Consider the following 26,684-nt stretch of genomic DNA (forward strand, 5'->3'; position numbering starts at 1 on the left):
AAAGTCAGTGGATCAGCAGCAGGGCGATCAGCAGCGGGATCATCAGGCCGAGGCCGACCAGCGGCCAGGTCATGCGCCGCTGCCGCGCATGCAGGTGCAGCAGGAACAGGCCGGTGATGCAGAACACCAGGCAGGCCACGGCAAACAGGTCCAGGAACCAACCCCACGCCGGGCCGGCATTGCGGCCCTTGTGCAGGTCGTTGAGGTAGGACACCACGCCGCGCGACGTCGATTCGTACTCCACCGCGCCGGTCTCGCGATCGATGCTCAGCCAGGCGTCACCACCGGGGCGCGGCAATGACAGGTAGATTTCTTCGGCCGACCACTCGGCCGGACGCCCACCGATGGCGATGCCCAGCTGCGTGTCCAGCCATTGCCTGGCCGGGCGCGGAATCGGTGCGTTGCCCTCCTCGCGCGTGCCCAGCTGGCCCAGCAGATCAGCCGGCAGTTCCAGCTGCTGGTTCTGCACCTCGGGTTTGGCCTCGATCTTCGCTGCGTGGTTGAGGGTGAGGCCGGTCACCGCGAACAGCAGCATGCCGATCAGGCACACCGCCGAGCTGATCCAGTGCCACTGGTGCAGCGTCCGCAGCCAGAAGCCACGGTTCTGTTGCTGCTGCACGGTGGAGGAGGCAGGACGGCTCACGGCACGGTTCGAGGCGGACGGGGACTGCCCATTACATCATTGATGAGAATAGCTCGCAATTGCGTGTCGTTCTGTATCCCACCGCCGGATCGACGGCGGGATACGGCAGATCCACACCATGCGTGGATGAAGTGGTGCCGACCAAGATCGGCACCCACCGGGGCAATGCCGGCCAGCGACCGGCACTACCGGTGCGCGGCGATCAGAACTTCGCGTTCAACGAAATCCAGTAGCTGCGGCGCTGGTCCTTGGTCGCGTAGTCGTCCACGCAGCTGAACTCGCTGGGATTGAGCAGCAGGCACGACTGTGAAACGAAGTCCTTGTCGAACAAATTGTTGACACGTGCGTTGACCGTCAGCCACGGCGTGGCCTTCCAGCTGCCGCCCAGGTGGAAGATCGTGTAGTCCTCGTAATAGCGCACGTGGCGGGTGCCGGCACTGTCGATGAGGGTGTCGCGATAGCGGTCGTAGCGGCCCTCGCCGATCAGCGACAGGCTGACCGCTTCGTTGATCTGCCAGTTGAGGCTGGCGTTGGCCATGTGCTTTGCCGGCGTGGTGCCCGAGATCGGGCGTCCCTTGTCGGGGCCGCTGGTCTGCTCGCTCTTGGTCCAGGTGTAGTTGCCGCGCAGCTGCAGGGTGTCGAGCAGGTCGACATGCGCGGCCAGTTCGGTACCGCGGGTCTCGGCCTTGTCGATGTTCACGCTCTGGGTGAAGGTGCTGTAGCCCAGCGCCGCCCAGCCCGGGCCGATGTCTACGCAGTAGCCACTGCCGGCGCGGGCCACTTCGCAGTTCGGGAAGGTGCCGCCGCTGGCGATTTTGTCCTCGAACTTGTTGAAGAAGCCGGTCACGTTGAAGCCCCAGCGCTGGCCTTCGTAGTAGGCGGCCAGCTCATAGTTGGTGCTGGTTTCAGGCTTCAGGTTAGGCGAGCCCACCAGCGGCAGCACGCCCTGGCCACCGAAGCCGGTGATGCCCGGGAACAGCTGGTCCGGACGCGGGGTCTTGTAGCCGGTGCTGACGCCACCCTTGAAGGTCCACGCGTCGCTGGCGTTCCATACCAGGTAGCCGCGCGGACTGACGTGGCTGCCGAACACGTTGTGGTCGTCATAGCGCAGGCCGAAGGTAGCGGTGAGGGTATCGGTCAGCGACCAGTTGTCCTCGGCGAACAGGGCCCACATGCGGTGCTTCTGCTTGGTGTTGCTGCGGTAACCGGCGCCATCCATGCCGAACACGCCGTCGATCATGTCGGTGTCGTTGTACTGGCCGCCAACGGTCAGCTTGTGCGCGCCGAAGTCGAGGTCGAGCATGGTGTCGAGCACGTAGCCTTCCAGTTCCATGGTGCGCAGCGGACGCGGCAGGAACGCCTGCAGCCGTGCCATTTCACTTGGATTGAGGGCAGTCAGCGCATTGCCGCGGCCAGCCGCACAGTTGTTGGCGGCACCGGTGCGGCGGCAGACGTCGTTCCACAGGGTCTGCAGGTTGGCGCGTTCGTCCAGGGTCAGCGGCAGCGAACGGCCCAGGTTGCTGCTCTTGCTGTGGGTCAGCGAGGTCTGCCAGGTACCGAAGCTGTAGCGGCCCTGGTGGGTCAGCGACAACTGGTCGCGCTCGTAGCGCTGGTAGGCGGTGTAGCCCACGCGCGGCTGCACCACGCGGCGGGTGACGGTGCCGCTGCCGTTCGGGTTGGGGATGACTGCGTTGCCGACGCGCCACAGGCTGGCCAGGCTGTCCAGCGTGCCGGTCTGGCCCTCGCTGTTGTCGTACTTCTGCCGCGACACGTCGTAGTCCAGCCACAGTTCGTGATCGTCGTTGACGCGGAAGTCCAGGCGTACGCCGGTGTTCCAGTTGGTGTTGGCCACCGACTTGCCACCGCCGCCGAAGCCAATGCTGCGCTCCCAGAGGCTGCCGTCCGGCAGGGTCAGTGCATCCCACTCCGGATTGGAGGCCTTGGCGTCGTAGTAGCTGCCGCGCACCGCCAGGCTCAGGCGGTCCTTCAGCAGCGGGCCACTAAGGTACAGGTCGGTGGTGCGTGCATCACCGAACTGGTCATCCTGTTGCACGGTGAAGCCCTGGGTCACCGCGCCGTGCCAGCTGTCCTGGTTGCGCCGGGTGATGATGTTGATGACGCCACCCATCGCATCCGAGCCGTACAGCGTGGACATCGGGCCGCGCACGACTTCGATGCGTTCGATCGCGTCCAGCGGCGGCAGGTAGGCGAACTGGCCGCCACCGAAGTTGTTCGGATACAGCTGGCCGACATTGCTCTGGCGACGGCCGTCGATCAGCACCAGGGTGTACTCGGACGGCAGGCCGCGCATGGAAATGGTGGCGCGACCGTTCTTGTCGCTGGCTTCCAGGCCGACGTCGATGCCTTCGACGTCGCGCAGCGCGTCGACCAGGTTGGTGTACGGGCGCTTGCTGAGTTCTTCGCGGCTGACCACGCTGATGCTGGCCGGTGCATCGACCACCTTCTGCTCGAAGCCGGAGGCGGTGACCACCACCTTGTCCAGCGTCTGTGGCGCGCCGGAAGCGTCACCGTGGGCGAGGGCAGGGGTGGCCATGGCCGCCAGCACGGCGCTGGTCAGCAGGGTACGGGACAGGGACGAACGGACACGATGGCGCTGGGCCATGGCAGTAACCTCGAAGGATGCAGGGTGGTGCGACGCCGTGCGCGAAGGGCGCGGCAGGCACGGAAGGCCCGGTCAGGGGCGGCAGGGATGAAGCAGGCAGCGGCGTGCAGGCGCGACCGCGCGGGCGGTCACGTCGGGCCGTGGATCAGGCGAGCGGCGGCGCCTGGCCGCGTTGCTGGCGACGCCCGGGCGCATCGGCCCAGGGCGTGTCCGGAGCGGCCAGTGGCCAGTCCAGGCGCACGCCGGGCATGGCCGGCGTGGCGGGTACGAGTTCCAGCTCAGTGCGCAGCCAGTGGCTGGCCAGCAGCAACGGCGGGCGTGCCTTCTCGGCTGATTTCACCGGAGCGGCAGCACAACGGCGCAGCTTGGCCGGTGCCTCTTCCTGCAGCGGCGCTTCGCCACCGCGCTCTTCCAGCGGCATCTGCACGGCCATTCCGGCCTGGCCGTGTGGCAGCAGCGGCAGGGTGCCCAGCAGCAAGGCCAGCATCGCCACCCACGCCAGCAGGCTGGCCAGCGCGGGACGCTGGCCGCGCATGGCGGTGCCCATCTTGCGATGGATGAGTGGACGAGGGCGAAGCGGGCGCAGCAAGCGGGGGTCCCCAAGGGTCTGCCGGCAGCGGGCGGCATCAACGGGGCGTGATTGTAATGAGAGCTGTTAGCTGTTGCAAATGAGAATGATTGCCAAAATGTCGCAGGCCGCCCCGACGGGGCTCAGACTTCGCTCCAGCGCCGCAGCAGGTTGTGGTACACGCCGGTCAGCTGCAGCACCGCCTCGGCGTCGCCGCCGGTCTGCCGCAGGCGCTCGATCGAGCCATCCATTTCCCACAGCAGGCGCCGCTGCACGTCGTCGCGGATCATGCTCTGCACCCAGAAGAACGAGGCCACGCGCGCGCCGCCGGTGACCGGCCGCACCTGGTGCAGGCTGCTGGACGGATACACGATCAGGTCGCCGGCGGGCAGCTTCACTTCGTGCTCGCCGTAGGTGTCGCTGATGATCAGCTCGCCGCCCTCGTACTCCTCGGGCGCGGACAGGAACAGGGTGCAGGAGATGTCCGAGCGCAGTTGCTCACCGTTGGCCAGGTTCATCACCGCACCATCGACGTGGAAGCCATAGGTGCCGCCCCCGCTGTAGCGGTTGAAGCGCGGCGGCAGGTACTTCAGCGGCAGCGCGGCGCTGAAGAACAGCGGGTGCCGGGCCAACGCGACGAGGATGATCTCGCCCAGTTCGCGGCGCAGCGGCGAGGCCTCGGGCAGCTGCTGGTTGTGCTTGGCCTGTGCGCCCAGATGCCCCACGGTTTCGCGGCCATCGGTCCAGTCGGCGGCGTCGAGGCGGCGCCGGAAGTCGGCGACCTGGTCGGCGCTGAGAATGTCGGGGATGTGCAGCAGCATGCGGGACTCCTCAGAGGGACGGCGGTGCGACCAGTGCGCGCACCTGCGGATGCGGCGACGCGGCCAGTTCCGGCACGATGTGCGCCATGAACGCCGGGCTGCCGTGGGTCAGCGCCAGTCGCAGCCAGTGCACGGCCTGCTCGACCTGGCCGGCCTGCAGCAGGATCGAGGCGTAGTTGGCCTGGCCGCGGAAATCACCGGCCTCGGCCGCGCGCTGGTACCAGGCCAGCGCTGCCTGTGGATCGGGCGCGGTATCCAGTCCGTCTTCGAGGTGGCGGGCCAGCAGGTTCATCGATTTGGCATGGCCCAGGTGTGCGGCACGGGTGTACAGGGCCAGTGCCTGCGCGCGGTCCTGGGTCACGCCGCGGCCGGTGGCCAGCAGGTTGGCCAGGTTGTACAGGCCCCAGTCCAGGCCGGTGTCGGCCGCGCGCCGGTACCACACTGCGGCGAGTGTCGGGTCGGGGGCGGTGCCCTGGCCCAGTTCGTGGCAGCGGCCAAGCATGTTCATCGCCATCGGCGCGCCGTTGTTGGCGGCGGTTTCGTACCAGAGCAGTGCCGCCGGGGCGTCCTGTGCGGTGCCTTTGCCTTCCATGTGCATCTGCGCGAGCAGCAGTTGTGCCTCGACCTGTCCGGCCTGCGCGGCGTCGCGCACGCGCGCGAAGGCAGCCTGCGGGTCGTGCTGCAGCAGCTCGGCCAGAGCATCGCTGTCGATGGGGGTAAGGGTTGCCATGGGGGTGAGTATCGCCGGAAACAAAAACGGCGGCAGGAGAGCCTGCCGCCGTGGTGGAGCCAAGTTACATCAGAACTTCACGTTCAATGCCAGGGTGGCCGAGCGACCCGGGGCGATGCTCGCGTAGTGCGAGGCATAGGCCTTGGTGAAGTAGGTCTTGTCGGTCAGGTTCTGCACGTTGAGCTGCAGGCTGATGTTGTCCTGGATCGCGTAGCTGGCCATCGCGTCGAAGCGGGTGTAGCTGGCGATCCACTTGGTGTTGGCCACATCACCGTACTGCTTGTCCGAGTAGAACGCACCGGCACCGACGGTCAGGCCGATCGGGAAGCGGTAGGTGGTCCACAGGTTGGCGCTGTGCTTGGCGGTGTTCGGGAACTCGTTGCCGTTGTTCGGCGACGGCACGTAGACGTTGGACGGGCAGGTGCGGCCGGACACGGCACAGACGAAGCCGTTGTCCTTCAGTTCCGAGTCCAGGTAGGTGTAACCGCCATACAGGCTCCAGGCGTCGGTCAGCTGGCCGTTGAAGCCCAGCTCGAAGCCGTTGATCTCCTTCTTGCCGGCGTTCTGACTGGTGCCGTTGTCGATGGTCACACGTGCATTGTTCATCACGGTGTGGAAGATCGCCGCGGTCAGGTTCAGGCGGTTGTCCAGCAGGTCCCACTTGGTACCCAATTCGAGGTTCTTGGTGTCCTGCGGCTTGAGGTCGGCCACCAGCCCGGTCAGGCCGTCGGAGCCATCGCCACCGTCCATGCCCGGCGGGGTCGAGGAGGTGCCCCACGACAGGTAAATGCTGCCGTTGGCCGCCGGCTTGAACACTACGCCGGCCTGGTAGTTCACGAAGTCGTTGTCGTTGCGCAGGCGGGTCGGCGCTGCGTTGAGCACCGGCGTGGTCAGCGTGGTGCTGTAATCGTCATAGCGCAGGCCGACGTTGAAGCTCCACTGTGCATTGAGCTCGATGGTGTCGAACAGATAGGCGGACTTGGTCTTGGTGCGCTGTTCAACGTCCAGCGCCTTGTTGCTGCGATAGACGATCTGACCGGCAGCCCACGGATCGTTCGGATTCGGGTTGTTGAAGTCGGTGCAGTTGTAGTTGGTGGCGGCGCCGGACACCCGGCACACGGAGCTGTTGGCGGCGGTTTCCAGCGGGTTGGCGGTGCCCGGCGTCATCAGGTAGCTGCCGCGAGTCATCTTCTCGTCGCTGTATTCCACGCCGGCGCTGTAGCTGTGCTTGAGCGCGCCGGTCTGGAAGGCGCCGGTCAGACCGAGCTGGTCGGCGAAGCTCTTGACGTCGACGGCGCGGCTGTTGGTGCGGCGCCACAAGGTGCCGTAATTGTTCGGGTTGCCCTTGCTGTCGTCCGGCTGGGTCCACAGGTAGTCGTTGCTGGTGTTGCCCAGGCGCGCGATGTTGCGCAGCTTGTGGCCGCCGAAGTCGTAGCTGGCGTCCAGGGTGCTGATGTCGGCGCGGGTGCGCTGGAAGTCGCGGTCGACCAGGCCGTAGTAGTTGTTGCGGTCCGGCACCATCGGGCGGCCATCGCCGTTCTTGGCCACGTTCGGGCCGCTGGCGAACGGATTGTTGTACGGGAAACCGCCTGCATCCGGCAGGTCATCGCTCTGCATGTGGTAGTGGCTGGCGATCAGCTGCGCCGGACCGTTCAGGCCAAACGCGATCGACGGTGCGATACCCCAACGGCTGACATTGGCAGCGTCACGGCCGGCGATGTCCGACTCGTGCTTCATCAAATTCAGGCGGGCGGCGATGCCATCGCCCAGCACGTAGTTGGCGTCCACGGTGCCGCGCGCGTAGCTGTCGGTGCCGATGCCCATGCTTGCGCTGGTCTCGTTCTTCAGCTTCGGCGTCTTGCTCACCAGGTTCAGGCTGCCACCACCGGAGTCACGGCCGCCGTAGGCCGAGCTCGGGCCCTTGACCACTTCCACCTGCTCCAGGTCGAAGATTTCGCGGGTCTGCGAGCCGACGTCGCGCAAGCCATCGACAAACATGTTGCTCTGCGAATCGAAGCCACGGATGAAGGGGCGGTCGCCGGTCGGGTTGCCGCCTTCGCCGGCACCGAAGGTGATGCCTGGGACCATGCGCAGCGCATCCTGCAGGTTGGTCGCGCCGGTTTCGGCAATCAGCTTCTCCGACACGATCGACACCGACTTCGGAGTGTTCAGCAGTTCAGCGGTGAACTTCGGCGAGGACGGATTGAACCAGCTGCCGCGCACCTGCACCTTGTCCAGGTCGGTGGCCTTGCGGGAGCTGGCATCGGCGTTGTCGGCGGCCTGTGCGACCAGCGGTGCGAAGCCGGCGGCCAGGGTGGCGGTAGCGAGCAGGGAAACGCGCGGGCCGTGCTTGCGGGACGTGATGTGGGTCATGGTCTGGATGGCGGTGGCTTGGATCAGGAAAGGGCGAGGGCCGAAGCGCAGACAGCGCGACGGCACGTAGAAAGCGGTTTGTAGAGCCGAGCCGATGCTCGGCTACGCGGTGAACGACCTCAGGCACACGCCAACGGCCGCAGGGCGCCTCAGCTGGCGTGCGGTGCGGGCGGTGCGTGGCCGGGGTTCAACCGCAGCGCGGGATCATGCAGCTGCCAGCGCAGGGCGTCGGAACGCCACAGCGGAACATGCGCGACCAGGGCGGCGCGCGGGGGAGCCAGTCCGGTACAGGGCGTGGTGCCCTCGCCATCCAGCGGCGGCTCCGGTGCTGGCGCGGCATGGTGCGGGCATTCGTCCGCCGGCGGGGCCGGCATCGGCATGACCTGCTGCAGATCGTCAGCGTGTGCCTGCCAGCCGTGGGCAGCAGGGCCGTTGCCGCGTCCTTCGTGCAGTGCCGACCAGCCCAGCAACAGCGTCAGCAGCGCGGCCACGAGCAGCGGCCACCCTTGACGGGCGAGCTGGCGCAGCGTGGCGGTGGGCGCGGGCGAAGCCATGGCGCGGAGGCGGAGTCGTTACGAAGATGTTACGTAGAATAACATCAACGATAATGATTCGCATGTGCGCAATCGGGCGTGCGATCTCGATGCCCCCGAAAGACCCTGGAAGGCCGCTCAGGGCGATCCGGTAGATCCACCCCATGGGTGTGCTCCCCGGCAGGCGCGCGCATGGGCGGGTCCCTGCCGGGCGGCACCGCCTCAATCGCGGTCGTCGCGGGTCCAGATCGCGTCGTGCTCGCGCTTTACCGGGAACTTCGGCACCGGGCTGTAGGCCGGGGCGCACAGGGCACGGCCATCGCGCACGTCGAAGCGCGCGCCGTGCAGCACGCACTCCACGCTGCCCTCGGTGGTGTTGAACTCGCCCGAGGAGAGCTCGAACTCTTCATGCGTGCACTGGTCTTCCAGGGCGTACAGCTCGCCGTCGAGGTTGAACACCACGATCGGCGTTCCGGTCACCTCGTCGAACACACTCTTCATTTCACCCGGCAACAGCTCGGCGCCGGCACAGACAAAGGTCCAGGCCTCGCTCACGTGGCGGCTCCGGCCAACGGCTTTTCCAGGATCTCGAAGCGCAGGTCGTCGCGCTTGGGGATGCCGAAGCGTTCGTCCCCATACGGGAACGGCTTCTTGATGCCGGTACGCTGGTAGCCGCGGCGTTCATAGAAGGCGATCAGCTCGTCGCGCACGTCGATCACCGTCATCTGCATCACTGGCACGCTCCATTCGCGCGCGGCAAGCGCTTCGGCAGCCTCCATCATCTGCTTGCCGACACCGCCGCCCTGTTGGGCCGGGTCGACCGAGAACATGCCGAAGTAGCCCTTGCCATCGACATCGGCAACGTGGGCGCAGGCCACCAGCTGGTTCCCGCGCTCGGCCAGCAGGATGGTGGAGCGCGGGCGGTCCAGGTCGGCCTGGATGCCTTCGGCGTCGATGCGGGCGCCGTCCAGCAGGTCGGCTTCAGTGGTCCAGCCGACACGGCTGGCGTCACCACGGTAGGCGGAGGTGACCAGGGTGATCAGGGCGGGGATGTCGGCCGACGTGGCGGCCCGGTAGGTCAGGGTGCTCATTGCCCCATTCTAGGTGGGGCGTGGGCGGGCGCAAATGGGGAGGTGGGGTCAGATCCCTTTGTGCAGCAAAGGGCTCTGACCCCTCAGCCCCAGGAAACGCTCATGCCACGCCCCCGAAGGATCGATGCGCCCGGATACCCGCAACATGCCATTCAACGTGGCAACAATCGCCAGCCCGTGTTCTTCACGGATGACGACCGCGTGGCCTACCTGCGTCTGCTGTGTCATCACGCAGGCCAGCAGCACTGCCGGGTCCACGCTTATGTGCTGATGGACAATCACGTCCATCTTCTGGCAACGCCTGATGTCTGCGGCGGGCTGTCACGGATGATGCAGGCCGTGAGCCGGACCTACGTACGTCGGGTGAATGATCGGCAGGGCCGCACCGGCACGTTATGGGAAGGGCGCTTCCACTCCACGCTGGTGGATACGGATCGCTATCTGCTGGCCTGCCAGCGCTACATCGAACTCAACCCGGTTCGGGCGGGGAGGGTGGCGCATCCTGGTGACTATCGCTGGTCGAGCTATCGCGCGAATGCGCAGGGCAGGGTGAACGCATTGCTCGTGCCGCATCCGGCCTTTGAGTTGATTGCCACCGATGCGGATGAGCGGTGCAGGTGCTACGCCGAGTTCATCGAGCAGGGTATCCCTGCGCAGGATCTCTCTTCGATACGGAAGGCGGTGCAATCGCAGCGGCGGATGGCGGCAACGTTGATGGGGTCAGAGCCCTTTCGCGAGGCGAAAGGGATCTGACCCCGGTCTGCGGGCTCAGCCCAACAGCTTGCGCACCTTGGTCAACGCGGTCATGAAGCGCTCGATCTCGGCGTGCGTGTTGTAGAACGCCAGCGAGGCACGGCAGGTGGCGGCGACGCCGAAGTACTGCAGCAGCGGGTGCGCGCAGTGCTGGCCCGAGCGCACGGCCACGCCTTCCAGGTCGAGCAGGGTCGCCAGGTCATGCGCATGCGCGCCGTCGATCAGGAACGAGACCACGGCGGCCTTCTCCGGCGCTTCGCCGATGATGCGCAGGCCGTCGACGCGGCGCAGCTCTTCGGTGAAGTGTGCCAGCAGTTCGGCTTCGCGCGATTCCACGTTCTCCTGGCCAAGCTGCTGCAGGTAGTCGGCGGCCACGCCCAGGCCGATGAAGCCGGCGATGTTGGGGGTGCCGGCTTCGAATTTGTGCGGGGCATCGTTGAACACGGTGCCGTCGAAGCTGACTTCCTTGATCATCTCACCGCCGCCGAGGAACGGCGGCATCGCGTCCAGGTGCTCGCGACGGGCCCACAGTGCGCCGGTACCGGTCGGTCCGCACATCTTGTGGCCGGTGATGGCGTAGAAGTCGCAGCCGATCGCGGCGACGTCGACCTTGCGGTGCGGCACCGCCTGCGAGCCATCGACCACGGTGATGATGCCGCGCTTGCGCGCTTCACGGCAGATCTCGCGCACCGGATTGACCGTGCCCAGCACGTTGGACACGTGGGTGACAGCGAGCAGCTTGACCTCGGGGGTCATCGCCACGCGCAGCGCGTCCAGGTCCAGCGCACCATCGGGGGTGATCTCGGCCACGCGGATGGTCGCGCCGGTGCGCTGCGCAACCAGCTGCCACGGCACGATGTTGGCGTGATGCTCCATGCGTGTGATCAGGATCACGTCACCGGCCTTCAGCCGTGGCAGTGCCCACGAGTACGCCACCAGGTTGATGGCGAAGGTGGTGCCGCTGCACAGCACCAGGTCGCTGGGGCGCACGTTGAGGAAGCGCGCCAGCTTGTTGCGTGCGCCTTCATAGGCATCGGTGGCTTCGCTGCCCAGTGCGTGCACTGCGCGGCTGACGTTGGCGTTGTAGCGGCGGTAGAACTCGTCCACCGCGCCGATCACCTGCACCGGCTTCTGGCCGGTGTTGGCATTGTCGAAATAGACCAGCGGCTTGCCGTGCACTTCGCGCATCAGCAGCGGGAAGTCGAGGCGGACGCGGTCCCAGTCGGGGCTGCCGGTGCGTTCTTCGATCGGTCGCGGCGAGGACAGGTTCATGCCACACCTGCCTCGGCCAGCGCCTTGTCCAGGCGGCGTGCCAACTGCGCGCGCAGCGCTTCGGGCAGCACCTTCAGCGGCTCGTGGCAGAACGCGGCGCTCAGCAGTGCCTGCGCCTGCGCCTGCGGCAGGCCGCGCGTGCGCAGGTAGAACAGCGCATTGGCATCGAGCTGGCCGACGGTGGCACCGTGTGCGGCCTTCACTTCGTCGGCGTCGATCACCAGCGTCGGCTGGGTGTCGATCTCGGCGTCGGGCGACAGCAGCAGGTTCTTGTTGGACAGGTTCGCATCGGTGCCGTCGGCGCCTTCGCGGATCTGGATACCGCCATGGAACACCACGCGGCTGCGGTTGGCCGCAACACCGCGCCACAGCAGCTCGCAGTTGGTATCGCGCGCGATGTGGTCGATGCCCAGGCGGGTCTCGACGTGGCGGCGGCCGTTGCCGAGCAGCACGCCATTGGCGGTCAGGTGGGCGTTGTCGCCTTCCAGGCGCACGTTCAGTTCATGGCGGCTGAGCGCGGCACCCAGTTCCAGGTCGACGCGGTGGTACTGCGCGTCGCGGGCCAGCACCGCATCGGTGCGCAGGAAGCTGGTCTGGCGCGCGCTGCCGGCCTGTACGCGGGCATGCTGGAGCACCGCGTCACGGGCGACGTGGGCATGCAGCACGGTGTTGTCCAGATGGGCGGCATCGCCGACGCTGAAGCGGTGCTCGACCACGCCCAGCTGTGCGCCGGCACGCAGTTCGATCAGGTGACGGTGATGCCAGGCCAGGTCGGTGTCGCCGGCCACGCTGGCGAACACCAGCTGCAGGGGGGCTTCGACCTGCACGCCTTCGTCCACGCGCAGCACCACGCCTTCATCGGCCAGGGCGGCGTTGAGTCGGGCGAAGATTTCTTCGCTGCGCTCGTAACGGCGGCCGAGGAAACGAACGGCATCCTCACCGTCCGCCAGCGCGGCCGACAGCGGCTGCAGCTGCACGCCGGCCGGCAACGCCTGCACGTCGCTCAGCGTGGCATCCAGGCGACCGTTGACGAACACCAGGCGCGGCGCCGGAATGTCTTCCAGCAGCGCGACGTCCAGGGCCGGGCCCTGCAGCGGTGCCGCGGCGAACGCGCGGCGCTCCAGCTGGCGCAGCGAGGTGTACTTCCAGGCTTCGTTGCGGGCGGCCGGCAGGCCATCGCGCAGGGCCGCATCCAACACTTCGCGGCGCGCATCGCTGCCGCAGAAGGCCTGGGCCATCGAGTCGAGCAGGGCGCTCATCAGACCGCCGCCTCGCGCACCACGCGATCCTTCAGGAAGTCATAGCCGTGCGCTTCCAGCTCCAGCGCCAGTTCCGGGCCGCCGCTCTTGACGATGCGGCCGTCGGCCAGCACGTGCACCACGTCCGGCTTGATGTAGTCCAGCAGGCGCTGGTAGTGGGTGATGACCAGGAACGAGCGGTCGGCGCTGCGCAGTGCGTTGACGCCGTCGGCGACGCTCTTCAGCGCGTCGATGTCCAGGCCCGAATCGGTCTCGTCCAGGATCGCCAGCTTCGGCTCCAGCACGGCCAGCTGGAAGATCTCGTTGCGCTTCTTCTCGCCACCGGAGAAGCCTTCGTTGACGCCACGGTGCAGCAGTTCGTCCTTCAGGTGCAGCACGGCCAGCTTCTGGCGCACCAGCTTGAGGAACTGCATGGAATCGAGTTCTTCCTCACCGCGTGCCTTGCGCTGGGCGTTCAGTGCCGCGCGCAGGAAGTAAGTGTTGTTCACGCCCGGAATTTCCACCGGGTACTGGAACGCCAGGAACAGGCCGGCGGCGGCGCGCGCTTCCGGATCCTGGTCGAGCAGGTCGGTGCCTTCGAACTGCACGCTGCCTTCGGTCACGTCATAGCCGTCGCGGCCTGCCAGGACATTGCCCAGGGTGGACTTGCCGGCGCCGTTGGGGCCCATGATGGCGTGCACCTGGCCGGGCTTCACTTCCAGCGACAGGCCCTTGAGGATTTCCTTGTCGCCGATGCGGGCGTGGAGGTTTTCGATCTTCAGCATGGTGGGGGTTTCCGTGGTGCGGGCCGTGGCCCGCCGGTAAAGAGAATGCGTTGTGCGAGGGGCGGCAGGCGGTCAGCCCACCGAGCCTTCCAGCGAGACTTCCAGCAGCTTCTTGGCTTCCACCGCGAACTCCATCGGCAGCTCGCGGAACACCTGCTTGCAGAAGCCGTCGACGATCATCGACACCGCGTCTTCCTGGCTGATGCCACGAGCGCGGCAGTAGAACAGCTGGTCGTCGGAGATCTTGGAGGTGGTGGCCTCGTGCTCGACCGTGGCGCCGGGGTTCTTCACCTCGATGTAGGGGAAGGTGTGGGCACCGCACTGCTTGCCGATCAGCAGTGAATCGCACTGGGTGTAGTTGCGCGCGCCATCTGCGTTGCGGTCGACCCGGACCAGGCCGCGGTAGGTGTTCTGTCCGCGGCCGGCGCTGATGCCCTTGCTGATGATCTTGCTCTTGGTGCGCTTGCCGATGTGGATCATCTTGGTGCCGGTGTCGGCCTGCTGGCGGTGGTGGGTCAACGCCACCGAGTGGAACTCACCGACCGAGTCGTCGCCCAGCAGCACGCAGGACGGGTACTTCCAGGTGATCGCCGAGCCGGTCTCGACCTGGGTCCAGGTGACCTTGCTGCGTGCGCCGCGGCATTCGGCACGCTTGGTGACGAAGTTGTAGATGCCGCCGACGCCGTTCTCGTCGCCCGGGTACCAGTTCTGCACCGTGGAGTACTTGATTTCCGCATCTTCCAGCGCGACCAGCTCGACCACCGCCGCATGCAGCTGGTTCTCGTCGCGCATCGGCGCGGTGCAGCCTTCCAGGTAGGACACGTACGCCTTGTCCTCGCAGATGATCAGCGTGCGCTCGAACTGGCCGGTGTGGCCGGCGTTGATGCGGAAATAGGTGCTCAGCTCCATCGGGCAACGCACGCCCTTGGGGATGAACACGAAGCTGCCATCGGAGAACACCGCCGAATTGAGCGCGGCGAAATAGTTGTCGCCGACCGGCACCACGGTGCCGAGGTACTGCTTGACCAGCTCCGGATGTTCCTTGATCGCTTCGGACATCGAGCAGAACACGATGCCCTTCTCGGCCAGTTCCTTGCGGAAGGTGGTGCCGACGGACACCGAGTCGAACACCGCGTCCACCGCCACGCCGGCCAGCTTGGCGCGCTCGTGCAGCGGCACGCCCAGCTTGTCGTAGGTGTCGAGCAGTTCCTTGGGCACGTCATCCAGCGAGGCGTACTTCGGGCCCTTCGGCGCGGAGTAGTAGCTGAGCGCCTGCAGATCGATCGGGGCGATCTGCAGCTTGGCCCAGTTCGGCATCGGCATGGTCAGGAAGTGGCGGTAGGCGTCCAGGCGCCACTGCGTCATCCATTCCGGCTCTTCCTTCTTGGCCGACAGGGCACGGATGGTGTCCTCGTCCAGGCCGGCGGGAAGGGAGTCTGATTCGATGTCCGTGATGAAGCCGGCCGAATACTTGCGGCCGAGCTGCTCGTGGATCTCGCGGTTGGGGGTGTCGTCGTGGGCGACGTTTTCGATGGTTTCGGTGGCCATGGGGGGGCTGCCTACGGATCAGGAGACGACGTCGACAGCGATGGTGCGGCGCTGTTCGTCATCGGCAAGGGGGAGAGGGGGGAGAATCTGGGCGAGGGTGACGTCGCGCAGGGCCTCGGAGACCACGTCGTTGATCAGCCGCCAGCTGCTGCGCGCGCCGCACTTGGGCGCCATGCCGCACTGGTGGTGGTCGTGGCTGCATTCGGTCAGGGCCAGCGGCCCTTCCATCGCTTCGACCACTTCGAACAGCGAGATCTCGACGGCCGCGCGGGTCAGCCGGTAGCCGCCACGGACGCCGCGCAGGCCCTCGACCAGGCCGGCCTGGGCCAGCGGCTTGAGTACCTTGCTGACGGTCGGCGGTTCCAGACCAGTGAATTCGGCCAGCTCGGTGGCACTGAGCACCTCGCCCGGGCGGGCGGCGAGTACGGTCAGTACCACGGTGGCGTAATCGGTGAGTTTGGTGACGCGCAACATGGGGATGCGAGCGGTTCTTAAAGCGGACTGAAATTGTACGCTTTTATTCGCCACCATCCAAGCCGGGCATTCAGCTGGCGCCGGGGGGGCCGGGCCGGGAGCACTCACCGGGGCCGTTGCCAGGGCGCCAATGCTGAGCCAACGAGATGATTTTCGCAATCACCCGGAATGGGCGAGAATCAACGTTCCTTTCGCTGCAGACCTCCCTTGCCGATGCCCAAGAAGATCCAAGCCCGCAAGTCCGCCATCCACGGCAACGGTGTGTTTTCCGTGGCCCCGATCAAGCAGGGCGAGCGCGTGATCCAGTACAAGGGCCTGCTGCGCAGCCACGGCGACGTCGATGCCGATGACAGCGGCGATGTTGAAAGTGGCCATACCTTCCTGTTCACCCTCAACGACGACTGGGTGATCGATGCCAACTACAAGGGCAACGATGCGCGCTGGATCAACCACAGCTGCGACCCGAACTGCGAGGCGGTGATCGAGGAAGACGAAGACGGTGACAGCCGCGGCGACAAGGTCTTCATCGAAGCGCTGCGCGATATCAAGGCCGGCGAAGAGCTGACCTACAACTACGGCATCACCCTGGCCGAGCGCCATACGGCCAAGCTGAAGAAGATCTGGGAGTGCCGCTGCGGTTCGCCCAAGTGCACCGGCACCATGCTGCAGCCCAAGCGCTGATTGCGGTAGCGCCGGGCCATGCCCGGCGATCGCGGTGCGCGGGAGAATCAGAAGCCGCCGGGCATGGCCCGGCGCTGCCTTGTTTTATTTTCCGAGCACGCCTGCCGGTACCAGGTTGCCCAGGTTCTGGTTGAAGGTGACCACCAGCTTGCCGTTCTTCACCTGTGCCGACTGCACCTGCAGTGCACCGAGCACGCCGGCCATGGCCGGGTCCAGCTTGTAGATTGGCTCGCGCTGGGCGTAGTCGCTCAGCCAGGCATTGAGCAGGCCGCGGGTGCGCGAGTCGAGGCGACCGCCCTGGTTGGCCGGAGTGAAGTCATCGACGCTGGGCTGCTGCAGATGGAAGCCCTGGGTCTGTGCGTCGTAGCGCAGGCCGCTGCTGAGCTTCACCGTACCGAGCTTGGCCGGGTTGCCGCCAGCGGTCGCCAGTGCCACATCCATGCCCAGGTTCAGTCGTTCGCCGGCCGGCAGGCTCAGCTGCGGATGGCTCATGGTCAGCGCGATCAGGCCACCCAGGGCGTCCTGGGTACGGGGGAAACTGCCATCGAGGTATTGCTGCACATCGCTGGCGCCGACCGACAGTTCGCGACCGGAAATGGAAGGGGCGGCCTGCGCGCCGATCGCCGCGGCGATCAGTACGGTGGAGGCGGCAAGGCGGGTCATCAGGGAACGCAGGCGCATGGCGGTGACCGGTGAATGCGGAATGGATGGATCAAAGAGTAGCCTTGCCGGCTGAATCGTGCGTGCATGCCGCTGCAACGGTTCAGTCCAGCGTTGGCCGCAGTTGCGCCGACTGGATCTGCCAGGCGCGGCCATCGCTGCTGGGGTGCACCCGGTACCAGCCGCCGAAGCGGAACGTGCCCTGGGGGGTCGCTGCACGGATCTGTACCGGGATCTCCAGCAACTGTGGTGGCTGGTGGCCATCGCGGGCGATCGGCGACCCGGTCGTCAGGCGCAGGCTGCGGACGTCCTCCAGCTGGCGCAACGCGGCGTCGTCCGCGCGTCGTGCATCGCTGGGCGGGAAGGTCCAGGCGGCATCGGCGCCTTTGCGGTCCCGGTTGAGCAGTGCCATGACATAGCGATTGAGCATTGCGGCCGGGAGCTCGGCTTCGGCCGCGACGGCGGCAAACAGCGGGTCGACCGCGGTGGCTTGCAGTGCGGGCGCTTCGCCCTCTGCACTGGCAGCGGCCGGAGCCGGCGGCGGCGCAGGAGCGCTGGTTGGATCCGGTTGCGCCTCCGGCCGCGAACAGCCGAACAGCACCAGCGGCGCGATCAACAACAGGAACCTGCGCATGCCTGCCTCCTCCCCGGGGCGACGTGAAGGAGGGCAGTGTATCGACTGCGCCGGTCTCAGCGGGAGGACGGCAGCTGTTCCAGCGCATCCAGCGCCGGCAGCACCTGCGTGGCGATCGCGCCCAGTGCGTGGCCTTCGGTTTCGGCATGGCGCTGCACGATATCGCGCAGCAGCTGGGTGGCGATCACGACTGTCGCACGCTCGTCGCCGCTGAGCCCAGCGGTGCGTGGTGCAGCTTCCAGCAGGCGCATCAGGTCGCGGCTGGCGCGGTGCTCCAGTTCGATGGTGCAGCGCCCGGTGCACTGCACCCCGTCCTTTTCGATGGGGGTCACCGAGATCCGGTAGCGGGTGGAGGGGCTGGCCATGAGGGTGTGCTCGCCGTAGCTGTGGAGGATGTGCCCACGATAGGCAAGGCCACGGCCGGCGGCGATGGCCGGCGCTGCACGCAGTGTTCCACCCGGTAGGTTCCGTGCCGGCAGGTAACACGCTCATCCAATGGCGGCGGGCCTGTGCGGGCAATCCGCTGGCTGCGGCAACGCTGTGTTGCGGCCTGCGGTTCGGACAAAAAAAACGGGACGGCCTGAGCCGTCCCGTCGGAATCCGCGTTGGGGCGCGCGCTTACAGCGCAGCGTCCTTCAGCTTCTTCAGCGGACGCACCTTCAGCTTGGTGGTGGCCGGCTTGGCGGCGAACCACTGTTCTTCCTTGGTGAACGGGTTGATGCCCTTGCGCTTCGGCTTGGCCGGCACATTGACGGTGCTGATCTTCAGCAGGCCCGGCAGGGTGAACGAGCCAGCGCCCTTCTTGTGCACCGAGGAGGCGACAGCGCTTTCCAGCGAGGCCAGCACAGCGCGGACGTCCTTGGCGATGACGCCGGAGGCTTCAGCGATGTGTGCAACCAGGCCGGACTTGGTCAGCACTTCCTTGATCGGCTTCGGAGCGGCCGGCTTGGCGGCTGCCTTCGTCGCGACTTTCTTCACTGCCTTCTTCGGGGCAGCCTTCTTAGCGGTCTTTGCCATGGTTTCCTGTTCCGTGAACGGTTGGTTGTTTGGTCGGCGCCGAACCCCGTCGGCAAGCGCAATGTAGGGCAACTCTCGGGCGCCGCCAATAGCCTGGAGTGCGGAAAGTGCATGTTTTTTCATATCCAGGCCGATTCAGTACATGGCCGGTGGTGGGGGCTGGGGGTACCGCGGTGCGGCCGGCAATGCTCGTCCCGGTCGCACGGGGATGCGCGAAATTACTGAAAACAAGGGAAAAATGCGCGTTCTCATGGCGAGGAAGTGTCCACGTGCCTGCGTCCAGGGTGACGTCCGGCGTGCAGCGGAGCGACGCAGGGCTAACGCATGCCGTGCGAGGGTAAACGTTCATCACCGCCACGCAGGAGCAGCACATGGGAATCTCGCGACACGCCACCGCGCACTGGGAAGGCGATCTGAAGTCCGGCAAGGGACAGTTGAGCACGCCGCAGAGTGGCCTGCTGGACAAGACGCGCTATGGCTTCAACAGCCGTTTCGGCGACGAAAAAGGCACCAATCCGGAAGAGCTGATCGCTGCTGCACATGCAGGCTGTTTCACCATGGCGCTGTCGGCCAAGCTCGGCGAAGCCGGCTTCACCCCGACCTCGCTGGATACCGAGGCCAAGGTCGATCTGTCACTGGAAGGCGGCCCGCAGCTGTCGCAGATCCGGCTGAAAGTGAAGGCCGTGGTGCCCGGCATCGATGCGGCACAGTTCCGTGCCATTGCCGATGACGCCAAGCAGAACTGCCCGGTGTCCAAGGCGCTGAGCGCGGTGCCGATCAGCCTGGAAGCCGAGCTGGGTTGAGGTCGGTAGCGCCGGGCATGGCCCGGCGCCACCACGCCGTACGGGATCACCAATCAATGGTGCCGCTGATCACAGTCTGAACCTGCCCACCGGACCAGACTTCCCCGTCTTCATCGACGAAAAGGGTCAAGCGCGCATCGTGACCGACTTCGCGACCCTGGCTGACTTCAAACGGTGCGCGGCCCTTGGGCAAGGCGTCGCGCAGGTCCAGCCATGCGGCGAGCACGGCGTTGGCGGCGCCGGAAGCGGCGTCTTCGAAGCGACGGCCGTTGCCGACGAAGGCGCGCACCGCCAGGTCGAACCCCTCGCTGCCATCGCTGAAGGCATAGGCGAACACGCCCATGCTGTCGGTGGACTCAGCCAGTGCGGCCACCGCATCCCAGTCCGGCTGCAGCGCGCGCAACGCGGCCTCATCGGCTACCTGCACCACCCACCAGCTGCGCCCGCCCTGCATGCGTGCCGGCGGCAGCGTGCCCAGCGGCCAGCCTTCCAGGACTGCCTGCAGGCGTGGATCGGTGGCGTCGGCGGTCTCGGCCAGCTGCGCGCGCGGGGTGCGTATGGCGATGCGCTGCTGCGCAGCCTCGCCACTGACGCGTAGCGGCAGCGCGCCGGCAATGCCGTCCTGCACAAGGATGCCGTCGACCGGCGCGGCCAGGTTTGCCTGCAGTACCGCGTGCGCGGTGCCGACGCTGGGGTGGCCGGCGAACGGTACTTCCTTCTGCGGGCTGAACATGCGCAGCCGATAGCTGGCGCCGGCGGCCTGCGGCGGGAACACGAAGGTGGTTTCCGGCAGGCGCGTCCAACGCGCGATGGCCTGCATGCTGGCGTCGTCCAGGCCTCCGGCATCGAGTACCACGGCCAGCGGATTACCCGCGCCGGGGCGCGGCGAGAACACATCCAGCTGCAGGAAACGGCGGGTGGTCATCGGGTTGAAACTCCAGGAATGAAGGGGAATACGGTAGCGCGGGGCCATGCCCCGCGAGTGCGCAGCGCGGCAAGGCCGCCGGGCATGGCCCGGCGCTACCAGCGGATGTTGCCGTCGATGACCGGCTGCACCTGGCCGCCGATCCAGACCGTGCCCTCTGCATCGACTTTTACCTGTACGCGGCCATCGCGGCCGACTTCGCGGCCCTGGCTGGCCTCGTAGCAGCCCTCGCGGCCGGGCAGGGCGTTGCGCTGCCGCAGCCAGGCGCCGATCAGGGCATTGGCGCTGCCGGTCACCGGATCCTCGGGCACGCTGGCCGCATCCGCAGGGCAGAACGCGCGCACCACGCGGGAATGGTCAGTACCGGCTTCGTCAGCGAACACGGCCACGCCGGTTGCGTCGGTGGCCAGGCTCCAGTCACGCAGGGCGGCCATGTCCGGCACCAGGTTGCGTACGGTGGTGGCATCGCGCAGCGGCAGAAGCCACCAGCGCGCGCCGTTGTCCCATAGTTCCGGCGCATGCCCGTTGGCGGCGAGGGCCAGCAGCGTTTCGGGCACCCCGTCGGCTGTCGTCGCCCGTTGCCGCGCCGGCGGACTGGCCAGCTGGATCTGCAGCGCCTCAGCCGGGCCGCTCACCCGTACCGGCAGCAACCCTGCGGCGCACTGCTGTACCAGCGCACCCTCGCGCGGTTGGGCCAGGCCGCAGGTCACCGCCGTCCAGGCCGCGCCAACACTGGGGTGGCCGGCGAAAGCCAGCTCACGGGTCGGGGTGAAGATGCGGATGTGGTAGTCGGCGTCGGGCGCGCTGGGGCGCAGGAAGAACACCGTCTCGGACAGGTTCAGCCAGGCCGCCAGAGCCTGCATCTGCTCGCCGGAGAGATCGTCGGCGTCCAGCACGGCGCCCAGGGGGTTGCCGGTACCGGGGCGGGGGGCGAAGACATCGAGCTGGAGGTAACGGAGGACGGCCATCTACGGGGATATTGCGCTTAGAATCAAAGGTTCCGCCCCCGAGGGCGGCTTCCCCACATTCTACATAGCCAATCCATGTCAGCTTCCCCCCTTGTCGATCGTTGGATCGTACTGAAGTTCGGCGGCACCTCGGTGTCGCGTCGTCACCGCTGGGACACGATCGGGAAGCTGGCGAAAAAACGCGCGGAAGAGACCGGCTCGCGCGTGCTGGTGGTGGTGTCGGCGCTGTCCGGGGTCACCAACGAACTGACCGCGATTGCCGATGGCGCGCCGGACAGCCGTGATCGTGTGGCCGCGCTGGTCGAGCGCCACCAGGGCTTCCTGCAGGAACTGGAGCTGGGCGCCGAGGTGCTGGCCGAACGACTGGCCGTGCTGCAGGGCCTGCTCGATGACCCGCGCGCCGCTGCTCGTCCGCTGGACTGGCAGGCCGAGGTACTGGGCCAGGGCGAGTTGTTGTCGTCCAGCCTGGGTGCGGCCTACCTGCGTGCCAGCGGCCTGGATTTCGGCTGGATGGATGCCCGCCAGTGGCTGGATGCACTGCCGCCACAGCCGAACCAGAGCGACTGGTCGCAGCGCCTGTCGGTGAATTGCCAGTGGCGTGCGGACGCAGCCTGGGCGCAGCGCTTCCGCGCGCAGCCGACCCGGCTGCTGATTACCCAGGGCTTCATCTCGCGCCACGCCGACGGCGGCACCGCCATCCTCGGTCGTGGTGGTTCGGATACCTCGGCGGCGTACTTCGGTGCGCTGCTCGGCGCCAGCCGCGTGGAGATCTGGACCGACGTGCCGGGCATGTTCAGCGCCAATCCCAAGGACGTTCCGGATGCGCGGCTGCTGACCCGGCTGGACTATTACGAAGCGCAGGAAATCGCCACCACCGGTGCCAAGGTACTGCACCCGCGTTCGATCAAGCCGTGCCGCGATGCTGGCGTGCCGATGGCCATTCTCGATACCGAGCGTCCCGAACTGCCGGGTACCAGCATCGACGGCAATGCCGCACCGGTGCCGGGGGTGAAGGCGATCAGCCGCCGCAACGGCATCGTGCTGGTGTCGATGGAAGGCATCGGCATGTGGCAGCAGGTCGGCTTCCTGGCCGACGTGTTCAATCTGTTCAAGAAGCATGGCCTGTCGGTAGACCTGATCGGCTCGGCCGAGACCAATGTCACCGTGTCGCTGGATCCCTCCGAGAACCTGGTCAACACCGATGTGCTGGCCGCGCTGTCGGCCGACCTGTCGCAGATCTGCAAGGTGAAGGTGATCGTGCCGTGCGCAGCGATCACCCTGGTCGGTCTCGGCATGCGCTCGCTGCTGCACAAGCTGTCGGACGTGTGGGCGACCTTCGGCCGCGAACGCGTGCACATGATCTCGCAGTCGTCCAACGACCTGAACCTGACCTTCGTCATCGACGAAGCCGATGCCGATGGCCTGCTGCCGATCCTGCACGCCGAACTTATCGACAGCGGCGCGATGCCGGTGGAAGAGACCGAAGTGTTCGGCCCGCGCTGGCGCGAGATTGCCGGCACCGTGCGTCCGCGTGGTACGCCGTGGTGGCGCGGCCAGCGTGCGCACCTGCTGCAGCTGGCCGATGCCGGCACCCCGCGTTACGTCTACCACCTGCCGACGGTGCGGGCGCGTGCCCGCGCGCTGGCGGCGATCAAGCCGATCGACCAGCGCTACTACGCGATCAAGGCAAACAGCCATCCGGCCATCCTGCAGCTGCTGGAAGCCGAGGGCTTTGGACTGGAGTGCGTATCGCATGGCGAACTGAAGCACGTGTTCCAGCATCTGCCGGAACTGTCGCCCAAGCGCGTGCTGTTCACCCCCAGCTTCTGCCCGCGCGAGGAATACGAAGCGGCATTCGCGCTGGGCGTGACCGTCACCGTCGACAATGTCGAGGCGCTGCAGCGCTGGCCGGACCTGTTCCGCAACCGCGAGCTGTGGCTGCGCGTTGATCTGGGTCGTGGCGAGGGCCACCACGCCAAGGTGCGTACCGGTGGCAAGGATTCCAAGTTCGGCCTGCCGATCGCCCGCGTCGACGAGTTCGTGCGCGCGGCTACCGAACTGGGCACCCGCGTGGTCGGCCTGCATGCGCACCTGGGCAGCGGTGTGGAAACCGCGCAGCACTGGCGCCTGATGTGCGATGAGCTGGCCGGTTTCGCCCGCCGCATCGGCAGCGTACAGACCATCGACATCGGTGGTGGCCTTCCGATTCCGTACAGCGACGAAGACGAGCCGTTCGACCTGGAGGCCTGGGCCGAGGGTCTGGCCGAGGTCAAGGCGCTGCATCCGGCGTTCCGTCTGGCGATCGAACCGGGCCGCTTCCTGGTGGCCGAATCGGGCGTGCTGCTGACCCATGCCACCCAGGTGGTGGAGAAGGATGGCGTGCGCCGGGTCGGCCTGGATGCGGGCATGAACACCCTGATGCGCCCGGCGCTGTACGACGCCTGGCATGACATCGAGAACCTCAGCCGCCAGGGCGGTTATGCCGAAGCGGCGTTTGATGTGGTCGGCCCGATCTGCGAATCCAGCGATGTGTTCGGCAAGCGCCGCAAGCTGCCGGTGTCAACCGCGCCGGACGATGTGATGCTGATCGCCGATGCCGGTGCCTACGGCTACGTGATGTCCAACACCTACAACCAGCGGGCGATGCCGCGCGAAGACGTGATCGAGTGATCGCTGCCTTCCGCGCCCTGCACCCGCCCACCGACACCTCCCGCGCCTGCGCGCGGGCAGGTGCCTGACCGGATACACCATGACTGCTTTCGATAAACACCAGGTTTCCCGCTTCCGCTTCGTCCGCTGCGAATTCGCCGCGGACACTGGCGTGGCCAAGCTGGTCTACGCCTTCGACGACGGCCCGGAAATGGTGGAAACCATCACCGTTCCCGGCGCGCCGTTCGTACTGGACCAGGCGCGTGCCGCCGCCGTGCAGCGAGCGCTGCAGCTGCTGCACCTGATTGCCGGTGTCAGCTACTACAAGGCGGGCGTGCCGGAGACGGTCAGCATCGACAGCTACAACATTGATGCCGAAACCGCTGCGCTGGTGGAGACGGTCTACCTCAATGGCCTGGGCGAATTTGCCTACCGCAACGGCCTGAACCTGCGCGGGCGCTTCCGCCTGCCGGTACAGGGCGAAGCGGTGCAGGCACCGGTGCTGGGCCTGCAGCCGCACGCGCTGGTGGCAATTGGCGGCGGCAAGGATTCGCTGGTCAGCATCGAAGCGCTGCGCCGTGCCGGCGTGGACGAGACGGTGACCTGGATCGGTGGCTCGCAGCTGATCCGCGCCTGTGCCGAGCGCACCGGCCTGCCGACGCTGAACCTGGGCCGCGCGCTGGCGCCGGAACTGTTCGAGCTCAACCGCCAGGGCGCCTGGAACGGGCATATCCCGGTTACCGCGGTGAACTCGGCGATCATGGTGCTGGCCGCGCTGCTGCAGGGCGTGGACCAGGTGGTGTTCTCGAACGAACGTTCGGCCAGCTACGGCAGCCAGATTCCGGGCACCGGTGAAGTCAACCATCAGTGGTCCAAGGGCTGGGCGTTCGAGCAGGCGTTCGGCAGCCATGTGCAGAAGCAGCTGGCCGCCGATCTGCAGTACTACTCGCTGCTGCGGCCGATGTCCGAGTTGGCGGTTGCGCGCCAGTTCGCCAAGACCGATTTCTACGACGCGCACTTCTCCAGCTGCAACCGCAACTTCCACATCCTCGGCGAGCGCCCGGTGAACCGCTGGTGCGGTGTCTGCCCGAAGTGCCACTTCGTGTTCCTGGCACTGGCCCCGTTCATGCCCAAGACGCGCCTGGTACGCATCTTCGGCCGCAACCTGCTGGATGACATCGAGCAGGCTGGCGGCTTCGACGCACTGCTGGAATTCCAGGACCACAAGCCGTTCGAGTGCGTGGGCGAAGGCCGCGAGTCGCGCGCAGCGATGGCAACCCTGGCGCAGCGCGCCGAGTGGAAGGAAGACGTGCTGGTGAAGCGCTTCTGCAATGAGATTCAGCCGCAGTTGGATGCCGCCGAACTGGAACTGGCACCGCTGTTGCAGCTGCAGGGCGAATACCGTATTCCGGCTGCGCTGTGGGAACGGGTACGTGAAGATTTCGAAGCTTGAAGGAAAGCGCGTTGCGCTGTGGGGCTGGGGCCGCGAGGGCCGCGCCGCGTTTGCGGTGCTGCGTTCGCGCCTGCCCGGGCTTGGCCTGAGCCTGTTCTGTCCAGCTGCCGAAGTCGAGGCAGCGCGTGCGGAAACACACGGTGCGCTGGACGTCCGTGGTGAGCCGTCGGCCGAGGCGCTGGCTGCCTTCGATGTGGTGATCAAGTCGCCGGGCATCAGCCCTTACCAGCAAATCGCGCTGGCCGCCGCCGCGCAGGGCACCACTTTCATCGGCGGCACTGCTCTGTGGTTTGCCGAGCATGCGGGTGCTGATGGCATCGTGCACGACACCGTGTGCGTGACCGGTACCAAGGGCAAGAGCACCACCACCGCGCTGGTCGCGCACCTGCTGCGTGCCGCCGGCCACCGCACCGGCCTGGTCGGCAACATCGGCCTGCCGCTGCTGGAAGCGCTGGACCCGCAACCCGCGCCCGAGTACTGGGCGGTGGAACTGTCCAGTTACCAGACCGGCGAAGTGGCCCGCAGTGGCGCCCGCCCGCAGGTGGCGGTGGTGCTGAACCTGTTCCCGGAACACCTGGACTGGCACGGCAGCGAGCAGCGTTACATCGACGACAAGCTGCGGCTGGTGACTGAAGCCGCACCGCGCATCGCCGTGCTCAACGCCGCCGATCCGCATCTGGCCGCGCTGTCTCTGCCTGACAGCGAAGTGGTCTGGTTCAACCAGCCGCAGGGTTGGCATATGCGCGGTGACATCGTGCATCGCGGTGAGCAGGCGGTGTTCGACACCCGCAACACGCCACTGCCGGGCCGCCACAACCGTGGCAACCTATGCGCGGTACTGGCCGCTCTGGAAGCGCTGGGGCTGGATGCCGTGGCGCTGGCGCCGGCGGTGCAGGACTTCCGTCCGTTGCCGAATCGCCTGCAGCGCATCGGCGTGGCCGATGGCCTGACCTACGTCAACGATTCAATCAGCACCACGCCGCATGCCAGCCTGGCAGCGCTGGAGTGCTTCGCCGGCCAGCGCATCGCGCTGCTGGTGGGCGGACATGATCGCGGCCTGGACTGGAGCGATTTCATGCAGCACATGGCCCACGACGTGCCGCCGGTGGAGATCGTGACCATGGGCAGCAACGGCCCGCGCATCCACGCGATGCTGCAGCCGCTGGCCGATGCCGGCCGCTTCGGCCTGCACGCGGCCGGTGACCTGCCCGAAGCGATGGCGCTGGCACGCGCGGCGCTGGGTACGCAGGGCGGGGTGGTGCTGCTGTCGCCGGGCGCGCCGAGTTTTGGTGCCTACCGCGATTACGTGGCTCGTGGTCGCCATTTCGCCGAGCTGGCCGGCTTCGACCCGGACAGCAACAGCGCGATTCCGGGGTTGGGCATCGTTTGAGCCACCGGTCCGGGGTCGGATCCCTTTCCGCAGGAAAGGGCTCTGACCCCAG

Annotated in this window: 26 protein-coding genes; 6 read left to right on the forward strand and 20 right to left on the reverse strand. The window is 66.9% G+C overall.

What is annotated here, in order from left to right; genetic code table 11:
• Nucleotides 1-4: 4 nt before the first annotated feature.
• From DI041_RS07885 to DI041_RS07925, 9 genes are all read right to left on the reverse strand, one after another.
• The gene (locus DI041_RS07885) at nucleotides 5-643 is read right to left on the reverse strand and encodes a PepSY-associated TM helix domain-containing protein (RefSeq protein WP_046987131.1); all 639 of its coding nucleotides are present in this window, start codon (nucleotides 641-643) and stop codon (nucleotides 5-7) included.
• A 202-nt stretch (nucleotides 644-845) separates the two neighbouring features.
• Nucleotides 846-3,266, reverse strand: a complete 2,421-nt coding sequence (locus tag DI041_RS07890; RefSeq protein ID WP_136638372.1) for a TonB-dependent receptor domain-containing protein — start codon at nucleotides 3,264-3,266, stop codon at nucleotides 846-848.
• A 145-nt stretch (nucleotides 3,267-3,411) separates the two neighbouring features.
• Nucleotides 3,412-3,813, reverse strand: coding sequence for a hypothetical protein (locus DI041_RS07895; protein WP_136638373.1), 402 nt, complete (start codon nucleotides 3,811-3,813; stop codon nucleotides 3,412-3,414).
• A gap of 164 nt (nucleotides 3,814-3,977) precedes the next feature.
• Nucleotides 3,978-4,655: a Fe2+-dependent dioxygenase gene (locus tag DI041_RS07900; protein ID WP_136638374.1), complete on the reverse strand. Its 678-nt coding sequence runs from the start codon at nucleotides 4,653-4,655 to the stop codon at nucleotides 3,978-3,980.
• A gap of 10 nt (nucleotides 4,656-4,665) precedes the next feature.
• Nucleotides 4,666-5,385, reverse strand: a complete 720-nt coding sequence (locus DI041_RS07905; RefSeq protein ID WP_136638375.1) for a tetratricopeptide repeat protein — start codon at nucleotides 5,383-5,385, stop codon at nucleotides 4,666-4,668.
• A gap of 69 nt (nucleotides 5,386-5,454) precedes the next feature.
• On the reverse strand, nucleotides 5,455-7,758 hold the full coding sequence (locus tag DI041_RS07910) for a TonB-dependent receptor (RefSeq protein WP_136638376.1): 2,304 nt from the start codon (nucleotides 7,756-7,758) through the stop codon (nucleotides 5,455-5,457).
• Between the two features lie 149 nt (nucleotides 7,759-7,907).
• Nucleotides 7,908-8,312, reverse strand: coding sequence for a hypothetical protein (locus DI041_RS07915; RefSeq protein WP_046987136.1), 405 nt, complete (start codon nucleotides 8,310-8,312; stop codon nucleotides 7,908-7,910).
• A 201-nt stretch (nucleotides 8,313-8,513) separates the two neighbouring features.
• Complete coding sequence (locus tag DI041_RS07920; RefSeq protein ID WP_010483575.1) at nucleotides 8,514-8,846, reverse strand: non-heme iron oxygenase ferredoxin subunit; 333 nt, start codon at nucleotides 8,844-8,846, stop codon at nucleotides 8,514-8,516.
• Entirely contained in the window at nucleotides 8,843-9,382 is a 540-nt protein-coding gene (locus DI041_RS07925; RefSeq protein ID WP_046987137.1) for a GNAT family N-acetyltransferase, read from the reverse strand. Before DI041_RS07925 ends, DI041_RS07920 begins: the two co-directional genes overlap by 4 nt.
• Nucleotides 9,383-9,484: 102 nt before the next feature.
• On the opposite strand from DI041_RS07925, the gene DI041_RS07930 reads away from it, so the two are divergent.
• On the forward strand, nucleotides 9,485-10,135 hold the full coding sequence (locus DI041_RS07930; protein WP_136638377.1) for a transposase: 651 nt from the start codon (nucleotides 9,485-9,487) through the stop codon (nucleotides 10,133-10,135).
• A 15-nt stretch (nucleotides 10,136-10,150) separates the two neighbouring features.
• Here DI041_RS07930 and DI041_RS07935 read toward each other — a convergent pair whose 3' ends face one another.
• From DI041_RS07935 to DI041_RS07955, 5 genes are all read right to left on the reverse strand, one after another.
• Complete coding sequence (locus tag DI041_RS07935) at nucleotides 10,151-11,407, reverse strand: cysteine desulfurase (protein ID WP_136638378.1); 1,257 nt, start codon at nucleotides 11,405-11,407, stop codon at nucleotides 10,151-10,153.
• Nucleotides 11,404-12,666 carry a Fe-S cluster assembly protein SufD gene (gene sufD / locus DI041_RS07940; protein ID WP_136638379.1) on the reverse strand — a complete coding sequence of 421 codons (1,263 nt, stop codon included), beginning with the start codon at nucleotides 12,664-12,666 and terminating at the stop codon, nucleotides 11,404-11,406. Before sufD ends, DI041_RS07935 begins: the two co-directional genes overlap by 4 nt.
• Complete coding sequence (sufC, locus tag DI041_RS07945; RefSeq protein ID WP_004147524.1) at nucleotides 12,666-13,430, reverse strand: Fe-S cluster assembly ATPase SufC; 765 nt, start codon at nucleotides 13,428-13,430, stop codon at nucleotides 12,666-12,668. Before sufC ends, sufD begins: the two co-directional genes overlap by 1 nt.
• Before the next feature lie 72 nt (nucleotides 13,431-13,502).
• Nucleotides 13,503-14,978 carry a Fe-S cluster assembly protein SufB gene (sufB, locus tag DI041_RS07950; protein ID WP_046985678.1) on the reverse strand — a complete coding sequence of 492 codons (1,476 nt, stop codon included), beginning with the start codon at nucleotides 14,976-14,978 and terminating at the stop codon, nucleotides 13,503-13,505.
• An 18-nt stretch (nucleotides 14,979-14,996) separates the two neighbouring features.
• Complete coding sequence (locus tag DI041_RS07955) at nucleotides 14,997-15,452, reverse strand: SUF system Fe-S cluster assembly regulator (RefSeq protein ID WP_046985679.1); 456 nt, start codon at nucleotides 15,450-15,452, stop codon at nucleotides 14,997-14,999.
• Between the two features lie 213 nt (nucleotides 15,453-15,665).
• Between DI041_RS07955 and DI041_RS07960 the strand changes: the two genes are divergently transcribed.
• On the forward strand, nucleotides 15,666-16,133 hold the full coding sequence (locus tag DI041_RS07960; protein WP_010483549.1) for an SET domain-containing protein: 468 nt from the start codon (nucleotides 15,666-15,668) through the stop codon (nucleotides 16,131-16,133).
• Between the two features lie 84 nt (nucleotides 16,134-16,217).
• Here the strand turns inward: DI041_RS07960 and DI041_RS07965 are convergent, their stop codons facing one another.
• The 4 genes from DI041_RS07965 to DI041_RS07980 all read right to left on the reverse strand — a co-directional run bounded on the left by DI041_RS07965 (nucleotide 16,218) and on the right by DI041_RS07980 (nucleotide 18,444).
• Nucleotides 16,218-16,814 carry a YceB family lipoprotein gene (locus DI041_RS07965; RefSeq protein ID WP_046985680.1) on the reverse strand — a complete coding sequence of 199 codons (597 nt, stop codon included), beginning with the start codon at nucleotides 16,812-16,814 and terminating at the stop codon, nucleotides 16,218-16,220.
• 82 nt (nucleotides 16,815-16,896) lie between these two features.
• On the reverse strand, nucleotides 16,897-17,427 hold the full coding sequence (locus DI041_RS07970; protein WP_046985681.1) for a hypothetical protein: 531 nt from the start codon (nucleotides 17,425-17,427) through the stop codon (nucleotides 16,897-16,899).
• Between the two features lie 56 nt (nucleotides 17,428-17,483).
• Nucleotides 17,484-17,792: a DUF3861 family protein gene (locus tag DI041_RS07975; RefSeq protein WP_046985682.1), complete on the reverse strand. Its 309-nt coding sequence runs from the start codon at nucleotides 17,790-17,792 to the stop codon at nucleotides 17,484-17,486.
• 253 nt (nucleotides 17,793-18,045) lie between these two features.
• Nucleotides 18,046-18,444, reverse strand: a complete 399-nt coding sequence (locus DI041_RS07980) for an HU family DNA-binding protein (protein ID WP_012510328.1) — start codon at nucleotides 18,442-18,444, stop codon at nucleotides 18,046-18,048.
• 371 nt (nucleotides 18,445-18,815) lie between these two features.
• On the opposite strand from DI041_RS07980, the gene DI041_RS07985 reads away from it, so the two are divergent.
• Nucleotides 18,816-19,247, forward strand: coding sequence for an OsmC family protein (locus tag DI041_RS07985; protein WP_014646276.1), 432 nt, complete (start codon nucleotides 18,816-18,818; stop codon nucleotides 19,245-19,247).
• 46 nt (nucleotides 19,248-19,293) lie between these two features.
• Here the strand turns inward: DI041_RS07985 and DI041_RS07990 are convergent, their stop codons facing one another.
• Entirely contained in the window at nucleotides 19,294-20,172 is an 879-nt protein-coding gene (locus DI041_RS07990; RefSeq protein ID WP_136638380.1) for a PhzF family phenazine biosynthesis protein, read from the reverse strand.
• 95 nt (nucleotides 20,173-20,267) lie between these two features.
• Nucleotides 20,268-21,140, reverse strand: coding sequence for a PhzF family phenazine biosynthesis protein (locus DI041_RS07995; protein WP_136638381.1), 873 nt, complete (start codon nucleotides 21,138-21,140; stop codon nucleotides 20,268-20,270).
• Nucleotides 21,141-21,215: 75 nt separating this feature from the next.
• Between DI041_RS07995 and DI041_RS08000 the strand changes: the two genes are divergently transcribed.
• From DI041_RS08000 to murD, 3 genes are all read left to right on the forward strand, one after another.
• On the forward strand, nucleotides 21,216-23,810 hold the full coding sequence (locus DI041_RS08000; protein WP_046985685.1) for a bifunctional aspartate kinase/diaminopimelate decarboxylase: 2,595 nt from the start codon (nucleotides 21,216-21,218) through the stop codon (nucleotides 23,808-23,810).
• Between the two features lie 79 nt (nucleotides 23,811-23,889).
• Nucleotides 23,890-25,242, forward strand: coding sequence for a UDP-N-acetyl-alpha-D-muramoyl-L-alanyl-L-glutamate epimerase (gene murL, locus DI041_RS08005; RefSeq protein WP_136638382.1), 1,353 nt, complete (start codon nucleotides 23,890-23,892; stop codon nucleotides 25,240-25,242).
• Nucleotides 25,223-26,632, forward strand: coding sequence for a UDP-N-acetylmuramoyl-L-alanine--D-glutamate ligase (murD, locus tag DI041_RS08010; protein ID WP_046985687.1), 1,410 nt, complete (start codon nucleotides 25,223-25,225; stop codon nucleotides 26,630-26,632). Before murL ends, murD begins: the two co-directional genes overlap by 20 nt.
• Nucleotides 26,633-26,684 lie beyond the last annotated feature (52 nt).

The organism is Stenotrophomonas maltophilia (assembly GCF_004920835.1).
Classification (GTDB): domain Bacteria; phylum Pseudomonadota; class Gammaproteobacteria; order Xanthomonadales; family Xanthomonadaceae; genus Stenotrophomonas; species Stenotrophomonas maltophilia_AQ.

Excerpts from the sequence above, each read along its gene's own strand:
- DI041_RS07890 (WP_136638372.1), bottom strand. The coding sequence starts at position 3,266 with ATGGCCCAGCGCCATCGTGTCCGTTCGTCCCTGTCCCGTACCCTGCTG.
- DI041_RS07895 (WP_136638373.1), bottom strand. The coding sequence starts at position 3,813 with ATGGGCACCGCCATGCGCGGCCAGCGTCCCGCGCTGGCCAGCCTGCTG.
- DI041_RS07900 (WP_136638374.1), bottom strand. The coding sequence starts at position 4,655 with ATGCTGCTGCACATCCCCGACATTCTCAGCGCCGACCAGGTCGCCGAC.
- DI041_RS07905 (WP_136638375.1), bottom strand. The coding sequence starts at position 5,385 with ATGGCAACCCTTACCCCCATCGACAGCGATGCTCTGGCCGAGCTGCTG.
- DI041_RS07910 (WP_136638376.1), bottom strand. The coding sequence starts at position 7,758 with ATGACCCACATCACGTCCCGCAAGCACGGCCCGCGCGTTTCCCTGCTC.
- DI041_RS07915 (WP_046987136.1), bottom strand. The coding sequence starts at position 8,312 with ATGGCTTCGCCCGCGCCCACCGCCACGCTGCGCCAGCTCGCCCGTCAA.
- DI041_RS07925 (WP_046987137.1), bottom strand. The coding sequence starts at position 9,382 with ATGAGCACCCTGACCTACCGGGCCGCCACGTCGGCCGACATCCCCGCC.
- DI041_RS07930 (WP_136638377.1), top strand. The coding sequence starts at position 9,485 with ATGCCACGCCCCCGAAGGATCGATGCGCCCGGATACCCGCAACATGCC.
- DI041_RS07935 (WP_136638378.1), bottom strand. The coding sequence starts at position 11,407 with ATGAACCTGTCCTCGCCGCGACCGATCGAAGAACGCACCGGCAGCCCC.
- sufD (WP_136638379.1), bottom strand. The coding sequence starts at position 12,666 with ATGAGCGCCCTGCTCGACTCGATGGCCCAGGCCTTCTGCGGCAGCGAT.
- sufC (WP_004147524.1), bottom strand. The coding sequence starts at position 13,430 with ATGCTGAAGATCGAAAACCTCCACGCCCGCATCGGCGACAAGGAAATC.
- sufB (WP_046985678.1), bottom strand. The coding sequence starts at position 14,978 with ATGGCCACCGAAACCATCGAAAACGTCGCCCACGACGACACCCCCAAC.
- DI041_RS07955 (WP_046985679.1), bottom strand. The coding sequence starts at position 15,452 with ATGTTGCGCGTCACCAAACTCACCGATTACGCCACCGTGGTACTGACC.
- DI041_RS07960 (WP_010483549.1), top strand. The coding sequence starts at position 15,666 with ATGCCCAAGAAGATCCAAGCCCGCAAGTCCGCCATCCACGGCAACGGT.
- DI041_RS07965 (WP_046985680.1), bottom strand. The coding sequence starts at position 16,814 with ATGCGCCTGCGTTCCCTGATGACCCGCCTTGCCGCCTCCACCGTACTG.
- DI041_RS07970 (WP_046985681.1), bottom strand. The coding sequence starts at position 17,427 with ATGCGCAGGTTCCTGTTGTTGATCGCGCCGCTGGTGCTGTTCGGCTGT.
- DI041_RS07975 (WP_046985682.1), bottom strand. The coding sequence starts at position 17,792 with ATGGCCAGCCCCTCCACCCGCTACCGGATCTCGGTGACCCCCATCGAA.
- DI041_RS07980 (WP_012510328.1), bottom strand. The coding sequence starts at position 18,444 with ATGGCAAAGACCGCTAAGAAGGCTGCCCCGAAGAAGGCAGTGAAGAAA.
- DI041_RS07985 (WP_014646276.1), top strand. The coding sequence starts at position 18,816 with ATGGGAATCTCGCGACACGCCACCGCGCACTGGGAAGGCGATCTGAAG.
- DI041_RS07990 (WP_136638380.1), bottom strand. The coding sequence starts at position 20,172 with ATGACCACCCGCCGTTTCCTGCAGCTGGATGTGTTCTCGCCGCGCCCC.
- DI041_RS07995 (WP_136638381.1), bottom strand. The coding sequence starts at position 21,140 with ATGGCCGTCCTCCGTTACCTCCAGCTCGATGTCTTCGCCCCCCGCCCC.
- DI041_RS08000 (WP_046985685.1), top strand. The coding sequence starts at position 21,216 with ATGTCAGCTTCCCCCCTTGTCGATCGTTGGATCGTACTGAAGTTCGGC.
- murL (WP_136638382.1), top strand. The coding sequence starts at position 23,890 with ATGACTGCTTTCGATAAACACCAGGTTTCCCGCTTCCGCTTCGTCCGC.